Raw genomic sequence first — 15,482 nt, 5'->3', positions numbered from 1 at the left:
AAGAATCCTATTCCAAGAAATCCTTCAGTTGTTTTGAGCGAGACGGATGGCGTAGTTTCCGCAACGCTTTTGCTTCGATCTGACGGATACGTTCCCGTGTCACACCGAATACTTTTCCGACTTCTTCCAATGTCCGTGTCCGGCCATCATCTAAGCCAAAGCGCAGACGCAGCACGTTTTCTTCTCGGTCAGTCAATGTATCAAGAACATCTTCTAGTTGCTCCTTCAACAGTTCATATGCCGCATGTTCTGCTGGGCTGGTAGCTTCTTGGTCTTCAATGAAATCACCTAAATGAGAATCGTCTTCTTCGCCGATCGGTGTTTCCAAAGATACGGGTTCTTGAGCGATCTTCAAGATTTCACGAACTTTTTCTGTCGGCAGATCCATTTCTGCGCCGATTTCTTCCGGCGTAGGTTCCCGACCTAAATCTTGCAATAATTGACGTTGGATACGGATCAATTTATTGATGGTTTCTACCATGTGAACAGGGATCCGGATCGTACGCGCTTGGTCAGCGATCGCACGAGTGATGGCTTGACGGATCCACCATGTAGCATAAGTTGAGAATTTGAATCCTTTACGATAATCAAATTTTTCAACAGCTTTCATCAAGCCCATATTTCCTTCTTGGATCAAATCAAGAAATTGCATTCCGCGTCCTACGTAACGTTTTGCGATACTTACTACCAAACGCAAGTTGGCTTCTGCAAGACGTTGTTTGGCTTCTTGATCGCCTTCTTCGATTTTTAAAGCAAGAGCGACTTCTTCTTGCGCCGTCAACAATGGTACGCGACCGATCTCTTTTAGATACATCCGAACTGGGTCATTGATTTTTACGCCTGTTGGTGCAGAAAGGTCTTCTTGTTTTGCTTCTTCCGCTTTTTTCTCGTTGCTTTTCAAGCTGTGGATCGATGGCTCGCCGTTTTCATCAACGACGCTGATTCCTGCATCTTCAATTTTTTGGATCAGTTTGTCCATTGCGTCAGCATCTAAGGAGTAAGGAGTCGCCAATGTGTTGGATAGTTCATCGTAAACGACTTGCCCTTTGGTTTTATTCACACGAATAAATTCTGCCACCGCTTTATCGTAATCAGTATTTGTTTGTTTTGCCATAAAAAGAAGGCTCCCTTCAATGTAATTCGGCTTGCTTCATCTTTTTTGTTAAGTTTATTATTTCAATAGCCAATTCCAATTCTACTTGCTGATTTCCTTTTTGGCTGGCTTCTTGCTGCTGGATTCTTTTTTTATTGATTTCTTCAGCGATAGCGGCCTTTTTGAAAATTCGCAGTAATTGTTGGATCTCATGTTCTGAACTTTCTTCCGGAACATTGAGATAGGCAATTTCAATCACTTTATTTTTGATTTCCTGATCTTTTAAAAAGTCCAGAAACTCTGCTAATAAAAAATTCCCGTTGCTTTCAATATACGTATCATAGAGAAAATAGATCTCCTGATACCTTTCATGAACAAATTGCAATCCTTCTTGTTTCAACTTATGGTTGAGGAAGGAATCACTGAACAAGCGATTCAACAAGAGCTGTTCGGCTTTTTCCAATTGGGTCAGCCGCTGTGCTTTAACACCAGTCAGAGGCGGTGATTTTGTTCCACGGATCTCACCTGTATCATTTCGTCTCTGTTGCTTGTTTTCATCACTTTGTATGCGTTGCAGCTGCTTGATTTGTCGCAGCTGCTGCTGCAATGTTTCACGACTTATTTGAAACTCTGTGGATAATTGAGTAAGGTAACGATCTTGTTCGATCAGCGAATCGACTTTCGCCAACTCTGTCAACAATTCTTGAACATAGTCGATCTGTTCTTTTTCATTTTGCAGATTGTGGTGCAGACGATGATACATCATCTTAAATGAAAAAACGGTATCACGTCCATGATACGCTAATTCTTGAAACGCCTCTGCTCCATATTTTTGTACATATTCATCCGGGTCCAGTCCTTCTGGCAGGCTGACAACTGTCAAGCGCAGACGGCTGTGAGTGTGCAACAACTCCACCGCACGATTGGTCGCCTCGACCCCTGCTGAGTCGCCATCATAACATATCACCAATTCTTTGGCGGCACGTTCGATAGCCGCGATCTGCTGATTTGTCAAACTGGTTCCCATGCTGGCGATCCCATTTTGGATCCCTGCCCGCCAGACGGCCAGCACATCCATAAAGCCTTCGAATAAGAAAACCGTATTTTCTTTACGGATCGTATTTCGTGCTTTGTCAAAGTTGAACAGGACTTCCCGTTTTGTAAATATCTCTGTCTCAGGACTGTTCAGATACTTTGGCTGATCTTTCCCCGGAAAATCCTTCGTAGGCAAGAAACGGCCGGAAAAACCGATCGTCTTTCCTTGCGGGTTTCGTATTGGAAACATGATGCGTTGATAGAAACGATCCGAAAACGTCCCATCTTCCCGTTCGACGAATAATCCGGAAAGCGGATAAAGCGTCTCAGGTACATTTTCATTTTTGAAAATCTGTCCCAGAAACTGGCGCTCATTTGGTGCAAAACCAATCTGGAATGTTTCGATAAGTTCTTGAGTCAACCCTCGTTCCAGCAAATAATCCAGCGCTTGCTGTCCGGCAGCAGTATGGATCAGCATATGATGAAAAACATCTGCGGCTTTTTCATGAAGGCCGATCAGCTGACGAGCTTGAGAATTTTCGACCACTTCCACTTCTCGATACTGTTCGTCGACTGGTATGTTTTCCAATTCAGCGATCTTGACGACTGCTTCTGGAAACGAGACGCCTTCGATCTCTTGGATAAATCCGAAAACATTTCCGCCGCGACCGCAACCAAAGCAGTGAAAAATCTGCTTATCTTCCGCTACGGAAAAAGAAGGTGTTTTTTCTTCGTGAAATGGACACAAGCCGGAATAGTTTTTCCCTGACTTTTTCAACTGGACGTATTGCCCGACCACTTCCACGATATTTGTTTTTGTACGAATTTCCTCAATAACAGACTGAGGAATCCTTTTTGCCATCATACTCACCCCCTGCGTGAAATGCTAAGACGAGTTTATTTGTTTCTATAATGAATGTCGGTAAAAAATCGCACTAACCGAGATCAGCGCGATTTTGAGAATGGCACAATTATACATGTTCATTCTACCATAATTCCGTTGTTTTTCAAGTTTTTTATTCGGCACTTTCTCCTTAAAAATGAGAAGATCAATGATGTTTTTTCCCTTCATCATTGATCTTCGAGTATTATTTATATTTGTCTTCTAATTTACTCATCCAAGCGCCTAATGCCGCCCCTGCTATACATAAAACGATGCAGCCGATATAACTGCCTGCTGAAAATCCTTGATAGTCTGTCGGTATGATCATAACTGTTGAAGCAAAGACCACTCCTAAGATAAAGTGGAACAATTGCGGGTACGCTTTACTGAAAATGTAATCCATGACTTTGGATAATCCTAAGACTGTGACGATCCCGCCAATTCCGATCGGTATGATCACTCCAAAGTTCAATTCCTTGATACCATCTGACATTGCTTTATACATGCCCATATAAACCAAGAAGTTTGACGGACTCAATCCTGGAACGATCATCCCCAAACCAATCAAACCGCCTGCGATCATCCACGTAAAGAAGTTTTGATCGACATGAGAGAATAAACCGGAGCCTTTCCATAAGAATAAAAATCCTAAAACAAAGCTGACGATCAAAATAACGATCTCGCGAGTCGAACGTCCTTTTTTGCCGGCTTCTTTCCATAACGCCGGTACGGTCCCGATGATACAACCTACAAAGAACCATAAAATAATCGTTTCATAAGTACCTAGTAAAAAGCTGACCGCAAAAGACAACAGGAAGACTCCTGTAACACCGCCCAATCCGACTGGGATAAAGAATAGAACATTCTCTTTGAAGTTTCTTGTGATATGGGCTAAAAAAGCGATGATCCGTTCATAGATCCCAAAAATCGCAGCTAACGCGCCGCCGCTGACACCGGGAAGAATAAATCCTGAACCGATAAACATTCCTTTAACAAATCGTAATAGCCAATCTTTTGTGGCTCCTTGTTTTTTTGACTCTACCGTTTCCATCTAGTACGCTCCTTGCAAAAATATTTCTTTCCTAGTGTATCATATTCCCCAAACCAATCAAGTTAAAAAAGAAAACTGGTCCCGCGGATTTTGAGTTGATTGAACTTGACGATCTCTGCATAAAATAGATTGCCCCCATTATGATACAGACGTCCGCCATTGTAAAATAAAGAACGAATCCCCCAATAGCGGTATTGATTTTGGTCAGTATTCCCCAACATCGGCGAAAGGACATCCCGGGAATACTCTTCTGCCAGCTTCAATGTATTGTGCCCGCCATTGTCAGCAATAAAATCAATGTAATCCAAACCGAAATTATAAGCCTGAACAGCCGTCCAAAGATCACAGCCCTGTTCTTTTGCTTTTTTTAGAGCTTGCGCTAAAAAGCTCACGCCATGCTCAATACTCTCCTTCGTATCAGTGATCTTCCCCGGATCACCATAAACACTTTCAGAGCTTTGCATGATGTCGACATCTTTTCCTTTACTTTCCGTAAAAATAATAGCAGAAACTAAATCTTGATATTCAGAGATGTCATGTTTTTCAGCTGCTTGCGCGACTTCTTGGTCAAATTGATGTACTTGACGCAAGATCAAATAATTTCTGACTCCTAATGCTATCATAGCAGTTATAAAAAGCAGCAGAATTGCCATCCCTAGATATTTTAACCATCGTAATGTTGTTTTCATCTGAACCATCCCAAATTTTTTAAGCTATTTTCATATAGTACTATTTCTTTTGAGATTGAACCACCATTCACCTGATTTTGCGACTAAAATTAATAAAAATAAAAGATTTGTCTAATTATAAAAAAATACATTTTTGTTATTTCCGAATCACCGATCGTTTATTCGCAAAAAAATAACCGAAGGACGATTTATCTTGTCCTTCGGTTATTTAAAGTGACTGTGGTCACAACTCTTTATTAGGCTTCGATTTCTGTTACGATACCAGAACCGACTGTACGTCCGCCTTCACGGATAGAGAAAGTCGTTCCTTGTTCAACAGCGATCGGATGGATCAATTCAACATCGATCGTTACGTTATCGCCAGGCATTACCATTTCAACGCCTTCTGGCAACAGGATGTTCCCTGTCACGTCAGTTGTACGGAAGTAGAATTGTGGACGATAGTTGGTGAAGAATGGTGTATGACGACCACCTTCTTCTTTCGTCAATACATATACTTCAGCTTTGAATTTCGTATGCGGTGTGATAGAACCTGGTTTTGCGATAACTTGACCACGTTCGATTTCGTCACGAGTGATCCCGCGAAGCAAGACACCAACGTTATCGCCGGCTTGTCCATAATCCAATGTTTTACGGAACATTTCCAAACCAGTAACGACAGCTTTTTGTGTTTCAGGTTTGATCCCGACGATTTCGATTTCATCGCCGACTTTAACTTCCCCACGGTCGATACGTCCAGAAGCAACGGTACCGCGACCAGTGATTGAGAAGACATCTTCGACAGGCAGCAATAATGGTTTGTCTGTGTCGCGTTCAGGTGTTGGGATGTATTCATCTACAGTATCCATCAATTCCATGATGGCTGCTTCAGCATCTGGATCGCCTTCCAATGCTTTCAAAGCAGAACCTTTGATCACTGGAATATCATCGCCTGGGAAACCATATTCAGATAATAATTCACGAACTTCCATTTCAACCAAGTCGATCAATTCATCATCATCAACTAAATCAGTTTTATTTAAGAAGACGATCAGATATTTTACACCTACTTGACGTGAAAGCAAAATGTGTTCACGAGTTTGAGGCATTGGACCGTCTGTTGCGGAAACAACTAAGATGGCTCCATCCATTTGAGCGGCACCAGTGATCATGTTCTTTACATAGTCCGCGTGCCCAGGAGCATCGATGTGAGCATAGTGGCGTTTTTCTGTTTCGTATTCAACGTGTGCAGTATTGATCGTGATCCCGCGTTCACGTTCTTCCGGAGCAGCATCGATACTTGCATAATCTTGCGGATTCGCAAGTCCTTTTTTCCCTAAAACAGTTGTAATAGCAGCTGTCAATGTTGTTTTCCCATGGTCAACGTGGCCAATGGTACCAATATTAACGTGTGGTTTGCTTCGATCATAATGTTCTTTTGCCATGTGTAAAACCTCCTGTGGATTGGTTCCAAGTTTCCTTGGGCTTATAATCCTTATTATAGACATTTGCTTACAATTGTAAAAAATTTACACTTGAGAAGTTTCTTATTTTTTGTAAGTTTTAAATCTGTCTTTATTATAGGTCAATTTTAGTCAAAGTCAAGAATTTACCCTCGCGATCTGAATACATTAGACATTTCATTGGACGTTTCCATGCTTTTATAGAATAATGGTACCGAGGTGAAGAACTTGAAAAAAACAATACCTATTGTGTTGCTTTTGATTATTTTTATTGGCGGCTGTTTTTACAGCTATCAGTATTTTTATGGCGGAGCCAGCTATTACACAAAGATCACGACAAATGGGGAAAAAACCAGTGAAACAGCTGATAATGGCGAGACGTACACTGTATATAATTATGAAGACCAGCCTGCCTATAATGAGGAAGGAGAAAAAACGACGGTCGAACTTCATGAGTCACGAGATCAGCCTTTGCGATTGAACGCCTACTTAAAATTAAAGGTCAACCCTCGTAAAGGGGTTCTAAGCTGGGAAGAAGTTTCTCAAAAAGAGGTACCAAAAAAAGCACTGGACAAATTGGAATGATTCCCAAAGCTGATTCTATTTCGCTACTAAAATGAATGAAAAATATCCTGTCATGCACCGAAAGACTCGTTGAGTACACAGGCATGGCAGGACATTTTTTGTCGCCATCTTTGAAGATCACAGCTTGTTGATGACATCTTCGACATTTTTGATGGTCACGGAAATCGTACCATCAGGATTATTGACAAATTCGATCAGATCACGGTTACGGTAAACATCTAGCGGTACGATCAATTCGATACCGTTGGATAATTTCAATTTTTGTTTGCCGTATTTCTTTTCTGTGATTTCTTTGACTTCCCGCAGCATCGGCGTCTGATCCGCTACACCCTTTTCCAGTACTTCTTCTTGGAAGGCCATTTGTGCGGTGATATTGTCTTTGAAAACATGCTGCGCAACTTCTTTGATCGCCAGTTGCCCGCTTTCTTCAATGGAGGTATACACGGCTTCTTTGATATCAGCAGCTACGTCATGCTTCGGCGCTTCGAATTTTTCGCCGATTTTTTCCGCCACACGTTTCATGACTTTGACATTTTCTTCCAACGACGGAACCGGCTGGGTCTCGATCACATTCGTAGAAAAATAAAACATCTTTTCTCCTGAAAAGGTATATTTTTTCTCGATGAGTTCATAACTCAGATCATTCAGATTCACCGCGATCCCTTCGTCTGCCTTTTGCGTCTTGTTTCCTAAAATCGCCCGATTGATGATCAGTTTATTGGCGATCCCTTCTTCTTGCGCGTCTACATAATGGGTGAAAGCTTGCGTATAGTTGACCTTTAAAAAGGCTAGATGCTGAATCGTGTCTTGTTCGTATAAAACAATAAAGACGTCCGCGCTGGGAGCATCTTCGCTTTGCTGATAACTGTCGAACCAGCGTTGAAGCAGCTTTTCACTGCCTTCTGAAAAATTGGTCATCGTTTCCTTAGCCATTTCCGCAAAACTTGAATTTTCCATCAAGATACCGGTTTTTGTTTGCGGTGTTGCTAATTTTTGGATCTTTTTCGTTAAATATTCCCGAATATATTCTGTTGTTAGATCCAATTCGATTTGCGAGATCACTGGTGTTCCCGCTTCGCGATCCACAACATGCAGGATCGCCTTTTTTAAATAGATATCCATTCTCACTGCTCCTTTTCTTTTTTAGGGTAGTAGAAAACAAAACAAGAAACAAGTGGTTTTTCACTTTTAAGATAAAAAAGCAGCGGAGAGTGGGAAAAATCTAAAAAACTGCGGAGAAAACTTTATCATTTCAAGTTTTTTTCATTTTTTCCTTTTCATTTTTCAACTTTTTTCTTATAATACAGAAGGTATCAGATTAAAGGAGAATACGATGAAGAAAAAACAAATCCAAAAATTAATGAAACAATTTCGCCCTTCGTTTGAACAAGTCCGTTTGCAATTGTTCGATAAAATCGAGCAGCTTGCAAAGCAAAATCATCACTTAAACATCAAAGTTTATATTGATCCTAAGAAATTAAAAGAAATGACGATCGAATTATTGGGTGAAACACACAAAGAACAAATCTTGTCTGTTCCTATGGATGAGAACTTTGTGACTGTACTGAAAAGAATCCAAAAACAAGAAAAAGGCTTGATGGACCGCTTCGCTTCTAACTTGGCAAGTGAAGTCGCTGGTTATTGGGCACCTGCTCGTCAATCACAAGCGCCAGCTGAACCTTCAGCAGCTCCTGTAAAACCAGCTGAAGATAAACCAGCCATTGAAGAAACTGTTGTTGAACAACCTGTTGCTGAAACAACAGAAGCAGCAGAAACTGCCGAAAAATCAGAAACTTCAGCTATGAGTTACGAAGAATTTACAAAACAAATCGAAAAATTCCCGAAATTCTTTGTTGAGGATGCTGACTCGATCGCTGTCAAAGAAAAAGGCAAAGAAGATCGTCTGCTAGCCACCATTTCTAAAACAACAGTCGCTGAATACACGATCGAAAAAGCTTTAGAAAGAAAATACAAGCTGAAAACAGAAGTTATCCCGTTGATCCAACAGTTTTCTGAAACACCTCTTTCTGAGCGTTAATCATTGCTTTAAAGTGAATCTAACAAAAAAACAACCGAACGTTGACGAGTACTCTTGTAGGAGGATCGTCTAACGTCCGGTTGTTTTTTTATTCTATCATCTTTGTTTTCGCAATTCCTCTAAAATCGCCTGAGCAGTCTTTTGGTTCATAACTTTTTCTTGTTGTAATCGGCTTGCAATCTCGGAGACTTCATCTCCTTTAGCCCCAACAGTCATCGCCAAAGAACGAGCCTGTAAAGCCATATGACCCTTTTGGATCCCTTCAGAGACTAATGCTTTCAAAGCAGCGAGATTTTGCGCCAAGCCCACAGAAGCGATCACTTCTGCTAATTCAACAGCATTATCAACGCCTAAGAGCTCCAACGCAGCCTTGGCTTTCGGTAAAAGGTTAGTTGCTCCGCCAGCTGTCGCCACTGCCATAGGAAGCACAAGAGAGCCCCACAGCTGATCGTCTTTTATTTCCCAGCGACTCAATGAACGATAGGCACCATTGCCAGCAGCGTACGCATGACAGCCGGCAGCTACTGCTCTCGTGTCATTCCCCGTAGCTAATACTACCGCTTGGATACCATTCATGATCCCTTTATTGTGAGTCGCCGCTCGATACGGATCGATTTCCGCATAACGGCTCGCCGCAGCGATTTTTTCCGCAATCAAATGACCATCTTTTTTCGCCAATCGGTCAAACGGTATCTTGCACTCGACACGAACCAGCGATTCCGTAGCATAATTACTTAAAATACTAAATAGGATCTTTTCTTCCGGAAACCATTCTCGAAACGCTCCTGCGATACCTTCAAGAATCGTATTGACGATATTGGCTCCCATCGCGTCTTTGACATCTACAAAAATATCTGTCGAAACAAAATCTCCGTCCAATATCCGCGTTTCCAAACCGGCAAAACCACCGCCGCGTTTTAAGATCGACGGATAGCTTTCATCAGCTCTCTGACTGATCTCTTTTTTTCGTTCATGGATTTTTTTGATCAGTTCTTGAGGATCGTGAACATCTTGAAACACGATCTGTCCTCGCATCAATCGACTGGTTACCGTTGCTTTAAAATTACCGCTGATCTTCGCACCGTTACTGCAGGCGGCGATCACAGAAGGTTCCTCGGTAGCCATCGGGACAGTATAAGTTCGTCCATTTACCTGTACATTACGGCTGACACCTAAAGGAATCGAAAATTCACTGATCTGATTTTCGATCAAATGATCCGCAATAGACTCTTCCAGCGCCATCTTTTGAAACTCTTCTTTTGTTGAATTAGAAATCTTTTTTTCTTCTTCTAAAAGAGTCAAGCGCTGTCCGGGTGTCAGCTCATAAAACTTTGACGGCTGTTTTTTCTCGGGGTGCTCCAGCAATACTGCTAGTCCCAGCCCGCCTCCAATACATAACGAAGCGACTCCGTACCGTTTACCGTGTTCCTTCAACTGATAGCTCAATGTCGTCAAGATCCGCGCGCCGGTAGCACCGATAGGATGTCCCAATGAAATACCGCCGCCGTAGATATTGACCTTCTCTGCCTCGATTCCCAATTGTTCTTCAACAACTGTCGATGAAGCTGCAAACGCCTCATTGATCTCAAACAAATCGATATCTTCTATATCCATTTGATTTTTTGCCAATAGTTTTTGGATCGCTTTGATCGGTGAGATCCCCATGATAGAAGGATCAATCCCAACTTCTACCGCGTCTTTGATGACTGCTAAATACTCTAAGCCATGTTCTTCCGCGTAGCTTTTTGAAGCCAATAAGATCGCTGAAGCACCATCGTTCAATGTGGATGCATTCCCGGCTGTCACCGTGCCATCTTCTTTGAAGACCGTACGCAATGTGCCTAGTTTTTCTACCGTCGTATTAGGCCGAATACTTTCATCTTCTTTGACCTGTACATCGCCTGCTTCGACCGGTATGATTTCCGGATCAAATGATCCAGCGGCCTGAGCTTTTGCGGCCTTCATTTGTGACTGATAAGCAAATTGATCTTGCTGTTCTCTTGTCACTTGGAATTTCTTCGCCACATTCTCTGCTGTCAAACCCATATGCGTGCCGCTGAAGGCATCCATCAGCCCATCTTGCAGCATACTTAGAACCGGTTCGCCGTATTCGCCGTTTTCTGCTTGATAAGGAGCCAGCATCGGGGCTTGAGACATACTCTCGGTTCCTCCGGCGATCACGACCTCAGCTTCTTCTAATTGGATCAGTTGTTTCGCCAAGATCACCGCTTTCATCCCCGATCCGCACACTTCGTTGATGGTGGACGCTGGGACCTCTACCGAAAGTCCGCTGTTCACTGCGATCTGCCGCGCGGGATTTTGACCGTTTCCGGCTTGCAGTACATTACCAAAGATCACCTGCTCCACCGCATCTTTGATCCCATGATTGCGTGCCAGCAATGCTTTCGTTACTTGTGTTCCTAAATTCACGGCACTGTTTTTGCTCAGCGCGCCTTTATATTTTCCAATTGGTGTTCGCAATGCATCAATAATGACAACTTCTTTCAAAAGATACACCTCCAATTTGCAATATATCATTAAAAGTAAGAAAAACAAATAACAATTTCTTTACAGTGGAAACTCTCGTTGAAAATTTTAACAAACTTTAAATTATCTGCTTTTTTTTCCAAAAATCACAAGAATTATGATACCTTTATATCATATTGAAATTTGACCTGAAGGAGTTCAAAAATGACAGTAGGTATAGATAAAATCAGTTTCTTCGTCCCCCCTTATTATATAGATATGACCGATTTGGCTCACGCTCGCGATGTAGACCCTAATAAATTCCATATCGGTATCGGACAAGATCAAATGGCAGTCAATCCTGCCAGTCAAGATATCATCACTTTTGCGGCCAATGCTGCTGAAAAAATCTTGACGGATGAAGACAAACAAGCGATCAATATGGTCATCGTAGGTACGGAATCCAGTATCGATGAATCCAAAGCTTCCGCTGTAGTATTGCATCGGTTGATGGGCATCCAACCTTTCGCCCGCTCTTTTGAGATCAAAGAAGCCTGCTATGGCGCAACAGCAGGCTTAATGCTTGCGAAAAATCATATCCAGCAAAATCCAGACAAGAAAGTGCTGGTCATTGCTGCAGATATCGCCAAATACGGATTGAATTCCGGTGGCGAACCCACGCAAGGTGCCGGTGCAGTGGCGATGTTGATTTCCAGCAATCCTAAGATCTTAGTTTTAAACGACGACAATGTCAGCTTGACTCAAGATATTTATGATTTTTGGCGGCCAACAAATCATGCGTATCCGATCGTCGACGGTCCTCTTTCAAATGAAACCTACATCGCTTCATTTGGTAAGGTGTGGCAAGAATACGTACGCAGAACCGGCAAAACATTCAACGATTTTGCCGCATTGACATTCCATATCCCTTATACAAAGATGGGAAAAAAAGCTTTATTGGCACAAATTTCAGAGCTTCCTGAAGAAGAACAAAACCGCTTGTTGGCGCGTTATGAGGAAAGTATCGTTTACAGCCGACGGATCGGCAATCTGTATACCGGATCTCTTTATCTAGGATTGGTTTCTTTATTGGAAAACAGTACCTTCCTTAACGCCGGAGACCAAATTGGTTTGTTCAGCTATGGTTCAGGTGCGGTCGCCGAATTTTTCACAGGCGAACTGGCAGCCGGTTACCAAGAGCAGCTAAATCCAAGCTATCATCAACAGCTTTTAGCAGATCGCAGTCAATTGACGATCTCAGAATATGAAACGATGTTTTCAGAAACATTAGATATCGACAAAGATCAATCCTTCAACGATGCAACTCCATTCAGCATCCGCGGTATCAATAATACGATCCGTACGTATAAGGAAAATTAAAGTATCTATATAAAATAAAGCCCCGCCAGAAAATCTGCTGATTTTCCGACGGGGCCTTTTTGCGCCTAATTAGTTGCGTACGTTACAAATGGTTTGTTACTATCGATTTATAGAAAAGCGCCGCATTCACTCACTTGCAGTGCAACTCTTTTATCAGTAAAGAAAGACTTCTGATAGAATCATAAATTATCAGACGAGGGATTTTATGAAAAAACACATATACGACATCACGATCGCCATACTGGCCGTCATTTCCATTACTTTAGTAGTTCTTGATTTTTCTTCTGTTATTTCCCTTAAAGATCAACCTTATCAATCGATCGATACTAGTATCTTGGTGATTTTTGCCATAGATTACGCCTACCGTTTTTGGAAAGCAGATAAAAAAGGACAATTTTTCCGCAAGAATATTTTTGACTTGATCGCTATCATTCCTTTCAATACGATCTTTTCCTTTTTCAGGATCGCGCGAGTCTTCAGGATTGCTCGGATCTCTCGTTTTGCCAGATTGAGTCATCTAGTCGGCGTTACCGGTAAATTGACAAAACATCTATCTGATTTTCTCAAGACTAAAAATTTCATTCAAGTATTGTACGTATCAGCGGCACTGATCCTTGTTTCTGCCGCTATCTATTCCTATGCTGAAAATATCTCTTATTTAAAATCGATCTGGTGGGCATTAGTCACCGCAACCACTGTCGGTTATGGCGATCTCGCCCCTACAAGTCCCCTGGGCAGGATAGCCGCTGTGATGCTCATGCTGCTGGGGATCGGGTTCATTGGTCTTCTGACTTCTACTATTACTGAATACTTCAGCTCTCAAGGTGATCCAACGACGATTGACGATTTGGAGGAAAAAATCGATCTGCTGCTCAAAAAAGTTGACCAACTCGAAGAAAAAGTCGATCAACTATCAGACTCAGACAAGGAAAAATAATTCAGATAATACTTTCCTTTCATTAATCAGGATCGATAGAGAATTTCTATCGGTCTTGTTTTTATTAAGAAAGTTGGGGGGATCATTATATACTTTTCTAAATATATTTTATAGATAACAAGTTTTATTAATCACAGAAAATTTACGATAAGTCCCTGGCATATCAAACAAACTACCTCCGACTATTTACTCATGAGATGCATCTGCGACATTCAATTTTTCCATTTGCGGATTTTTGTTCTGAAATTTGTAAATGGGGCCACGGTATTAATATGTATCCACTTGTATACAGGCCATTTAGCCTTCGTTATAGACCACTCTCGTTGTTCAGGCGTAAATAATTCATCAGCTGACAGCGTACTTCCAATCGCATAATTCATTGACTGCTTCTGTCAATTGCTGCTCTTGCTCTTTCAACGTCAATCCTCCATATTTTTCATAGAAAGATTGATACAAGCCTCCTAAATTGTTCCATTTATAGCCCTCAGCAGGTGTTACGACTTTTAATCCTTGCCGCTCTTTCCGTTCCCATTCCAGCAACAAATTTATCCAACCTAATTGATAAGATAAACTTTCAGATGGACTTCTATCTGTACCTTCATAATGTAAGTTTTTCAGATCCTCAGAAATATCATTGAACTCCGATATATATATTTTTGATACCTCTCTTGAATTGTTTCAATCAATTCTTCTTTATTCGCATATTCTTTCACAAGCTTGTCCCCCTCCCGATACTATTTAATATCATTGTATCAAAAGAGTTAGAATAACTAAAAGATGATGATAACTCCATTGTTTTCTACAAAAAAATCAAAAAAAAGATGTACCAATCTTCCTAAGAAGACTGGTACATCAAGTATACCGGCGGCCGGGGTCGAACCGGCACGCCCTCAACGGGCACTGGATTTTGAGTCCAGCGCGTCTGCCAATTCCGCCACGCCGGCATGTTAAGGGTAAATAGTATTAGTACTAAGGCGGTAACCGGATTTGAACCGGTGATGAAGGTTTTGCAGACCTCTGCCTTACCACTTGGCTATACCGCCATTATACTATTTTCTTCTACAATTGTAAATGTAGAACTGGGGTAGCTGGATTCGAACCAACGCATGACGGAGTCAAAGTCCGTTGCCTTACCGCTTGGCTATACCCCAATGTTAAGGGCGAACGATGGGAATCGAACCCACGAATGCCGGAGCCACAATCCGGTGCGTTAACCACTTCGCCACGATCGCCGTAATCAAAATATAAATGGCAGGGGCAGCAGGAATTGAACCCACACTAACGGTTTTGGAGACCGCTGTTCTACCTTTAAACTATGCCCCTAAATGGAGGAGAGTGGATTCGAACCACTGAACCCGAAGGAACGGATTTACAGTCCGTCGCGTTTAGCCACTTCGCTACTCCTCCATGGTGGCGCGGGACAGAATCGAACTGCCGACACATGGAGCTTCAATCCATTGCTCTACCAACTGAGCTACCGAGCCACAAAAATAAACTAATTAAATAATAATGGCGGTTCCGACGGGAATCGAACCCGCGATCTCCTGCGTGACAGGCAGGCATGTTAACCCCTACACCACGGAACCAGTCATTATGGAGGTTAACGGGATCGAACCGCTGACCCTCTGCTTGTAAGGCAGATGCTCTCCCAGCTGAGCTAAACCTCCATATTTAATTATAATGATCCGTACGGGATTCGAACCCGTGTTACCGCCGTGAAAGGGCGGTGTCTTAACCACTTGACCAACGGACCAGTTTAAAACGGAGAGTAAGGGATTCGAACCCTTGAGACAGTTATTACCATCTACATGATTTCCAATCATGCTCCTTCGGCCTCTCGGACAACTCTCCCGAGTGAAAGAAGCTCATTACTCTACAATTTT

At 42.1% G+C, this 15,482-nt stretch carries 11 protein-coding genes, 11 tRNA genes and 1 pseudogene; 4 read left to right on the top strand and 19 right to left on the bottom strand.

Annotated features, from left to right (window positions below; all coding sequences use genetic code 11):
• Positions 1-7: 7 nt before the first annotated feature.
• The 5 genes from rpoD to tuf form a co-directional block, all read right to left on the bottom strand.
• A complete protein-coding gene (rpoD, locus tag EFB00_RS10580; protein WP_122646757.1) occupies positions 8-1,114 on the bottom strand; it encodes an RNA polymerase sigma factor RpoD in 1,107 nt (368 codons plus the stop codon).
• Positions 1,115-1,130: 16 nt separating this feature from the next.
• Positions 1,131-2,990, bottom strand: a complete 1,860-nt coding sequence (dnaG, locus tag EFB00_RS10575; RefSeq protein ID WP_122646756.1) for a DNA primase — start codon at positions 2,988-2,990, stop codon at positions 1,131-1,133.
• Between the two features lie 226 nt (positions 2,991-3,216).
• Entirely contained in the window at positions 3,217-4,062 is an 846-nt protein-coding gene (locus tag EFB00_RS10570) for a DUF368 domain-containing protein (protein WP_122646755.1), read from the bottom strand.
• A gap of 62 nt (positions 4,063-4,124) precedes the next feature.
• Positions 4,125-4,751: a lysozyme family protein gene (locus EFB00_RS10565; protein ID WP_122646754.1), complete on the bottom strand. Its 627-nt coding sequence runs from the start codon at positions 4,749-4,751 to the stop codon at positions 4,125-4,127.
• Between the two features lie 236 nt (positions 4,752-4,987).
• Positions 4,988-6,175 carry an elongation factor Tu gene (gene tuf / locus EFB00_RS10560; protein WP_122646753.1) on the bottom strand — a complete coding sequence of 396 codons (1,188 nt, stop codon included), beginning with the start codon at positions 6,173-6,175 and terminating at the stop codon, positions 4,988-4,990.
• Between the two features lie 246 nt (positions 6,176-6,421).
• On the opposite strand from tuf, the gene EFB00_RS10555 reads away from it, so the two are divergent.
• Positions 6,422-6,778: a YxeA family protein gene (locus tag EFB00_RS10555; RefSeq protein ID WP_122646752.1), complete on the top strand. Its 357-nt coding sequence runs from the start codon at positions 6,422-6,424 to the stop codon at positions 6,776-6,778.
• A 117-nt stretch (positions 6,779-6,895) separates the two neighbouring features.
• Here the strand turns inward: EFB00_RS10555 and EFB00_RS10550 are convergent, their stop codons facing one another.
• On the bottom strand, positions 6,896-7,900 hold the full coding sequence (locus tag EFB00_RS10550) for a nucleoid-associated protein (protein ID WP_122646751.1): 1,005 nt from the start codon (positions 7,898-7,900) through the stop codon (positions 6,896-6,898).
• A gap of 211 nt (positions 7,901-8,111) precedes the next feature.
• Between EFB00_RS10550 and EFB00_RS10545 the strand changes: the two genes are divergently transcribed.
• A complete protein-coding gene (locus EFB00_RS10545; protein WP_122646750.1) occupies positions 8,112-8,816 on the top strand; it encodes a hypothetical protein in 705 nt (234 codons plus the stop codon).
• Between the two features lie 96 nt (positions 8,817-8,912).
• On the opposite strand, the gene EFB00_RS10540 is transcribed toward EFB00_RS10545, so the two are convergent.
• The gene (locus EFB00_RS10540; RefSeq protein WP_122646749.1) at positions 8,913-11,324 is read right to left on the bottom strand and encodes a hydroxymethylglutaryl-CoA reductase, degradative; all 2,412 of its coding nucleotides are present in this window, start codon (positions 11,322-11,324) and stop codon (positions 8,913-8,915) included.
• Positions 11,325-11,507: 183 nt separating this feature from the next.
• Here EFB00_RS10540 and EFB00_RS10535 point away from each other — a divergent pair, with 183 nt between their 5' ends.
• Both EFB00_RS10535 and EFB00_RS10530 read left to right on the top strand, forming a co-directional pair.
• Positions 11,508-12,662 carry a hydroxymethylglutaryl-CoA synthase gene (locus tag EFB00_RS10535; RefSeq protein ID WP_122646748.1) on the top strand — a complete coding sequence of 385 codons (1,155 nt, stop codon included), beginning with the start codon at positions 11,508-11,510 and terminating at the stop codon, positions 12,660-12,662.
• A 205-nt stretch (positions 12,663-12,867) separates the two neighbouring features.
• Positions 12,868-13,599 (top strand): potassium channel family protein, encoded by a 732-nt coding sequence (locus EFB00_RS10530; protein ID WP_122646747.1) that lies wholly within the window; start codon positions 12,868-12,870, stop codon positions 13,597-13,599.
• Between the two features lie 212 nt (positions 13,600-13,811).
• Here EFB00_RS10530 and EFB00_RS10525 read toward each other — a convergent pair.
• The 12 genes and pseudogenes from EFB00_RS10525 to EFB00_RS10470 form a co-directional block, all read right to left on the bottom strand.
• Positions 13,812-14,312, bottom strand: a pseudogene (locus tag EFB00_RS10525) (ClbS/DfsB family four-helix bundle protein).
• 146 nt (positions 14,313-14,458) lie between these two features.
• Positions 14,459-14,543: transfer RNA gene (locus tag EFB00_RS10520), tRNA-Leu, on the bottom strand.
• A 28-nt stretch (positions 14,544-14,571) separates the two neighbouring features.
• Positions 14,572-14,642, bottom strand: a tRNA-Cys gene (locus EFB00_RS10515).
• A gap of 36 nt (positions 14,643-14,678) precedes the next feature.
• Positions 14,679-14,750: transfer RNA gene (locus EFB00_RS10510), tRNA-Gln, on the bottom strand.
• Between the two features lie 8 nt (positions 14,751-14,758).
• Positions 14,759-14,831, bottom strand: a tRNA-His gene (locus EFB00_RS10505).
• Positions 14,832-14,848: 17 nt separating this feature from the next.
• Positions 14,849-14,922: transfer RNA gene (locus tag EFB00_RS10500), tRNA-Trp, on the bottom strand.
• Between the two features lie 3 nt (positions 14,923-14,925).
• Positions 14,926-15,006, bottom strand: a tRNA-Tyr gene (locus EFB00_RS10495).
• Position 15,007: 1 nt separating this feature from the next.
• Positions 15,008-15,083, bottom strand: a tRNA-Phe gene (locus EFB00_RS10490).
• 26 nt (positions 15,084-15,109) lie between these two features.
• A tRNA-Asp gene (locus EFB00_RS10485) sits at positions 15,110-15,185 on the bottom strand.
• An 8-nt stretch (positions 15,186-15,193) separates the two neighbouring features.
• Positions 15,194-15,266 (bottom strand) — tRNA-Val (locus EFB00_RS10480).
• 14 nt (positions 15,267-15,280) lie between these two features.
• Positions 15,281-15,352 (bottom strand) — tRNA-Glu (locus EFB00_RS10475).
• A gap of 9 nt (positions 15,353-15,361) precedes the next feature.
• Positions 15,362-15,450, bottom strand: a tRNA-Ser gene (locus EFB00_RS10470).
• Between the last annotated feature and the right edge of the window lie 32 nt (positions 15,451-15,482).

Origin of the sequence: Enterococcus mediterraneensis (genome assembly GCF_900604485.1) — a bacterium.
GTDB lineage: Bacteria > Bacillota > Bacilli > Lactobacillales > Enterococcaceae > Enterococcus_C > Enterococcus_C mediterraneensis.
The sequence above is the reverse complement of the archived record's forward strand: the minus strand, read 5'-3'. Positions and strand labels throughout refer to the sequence as shown.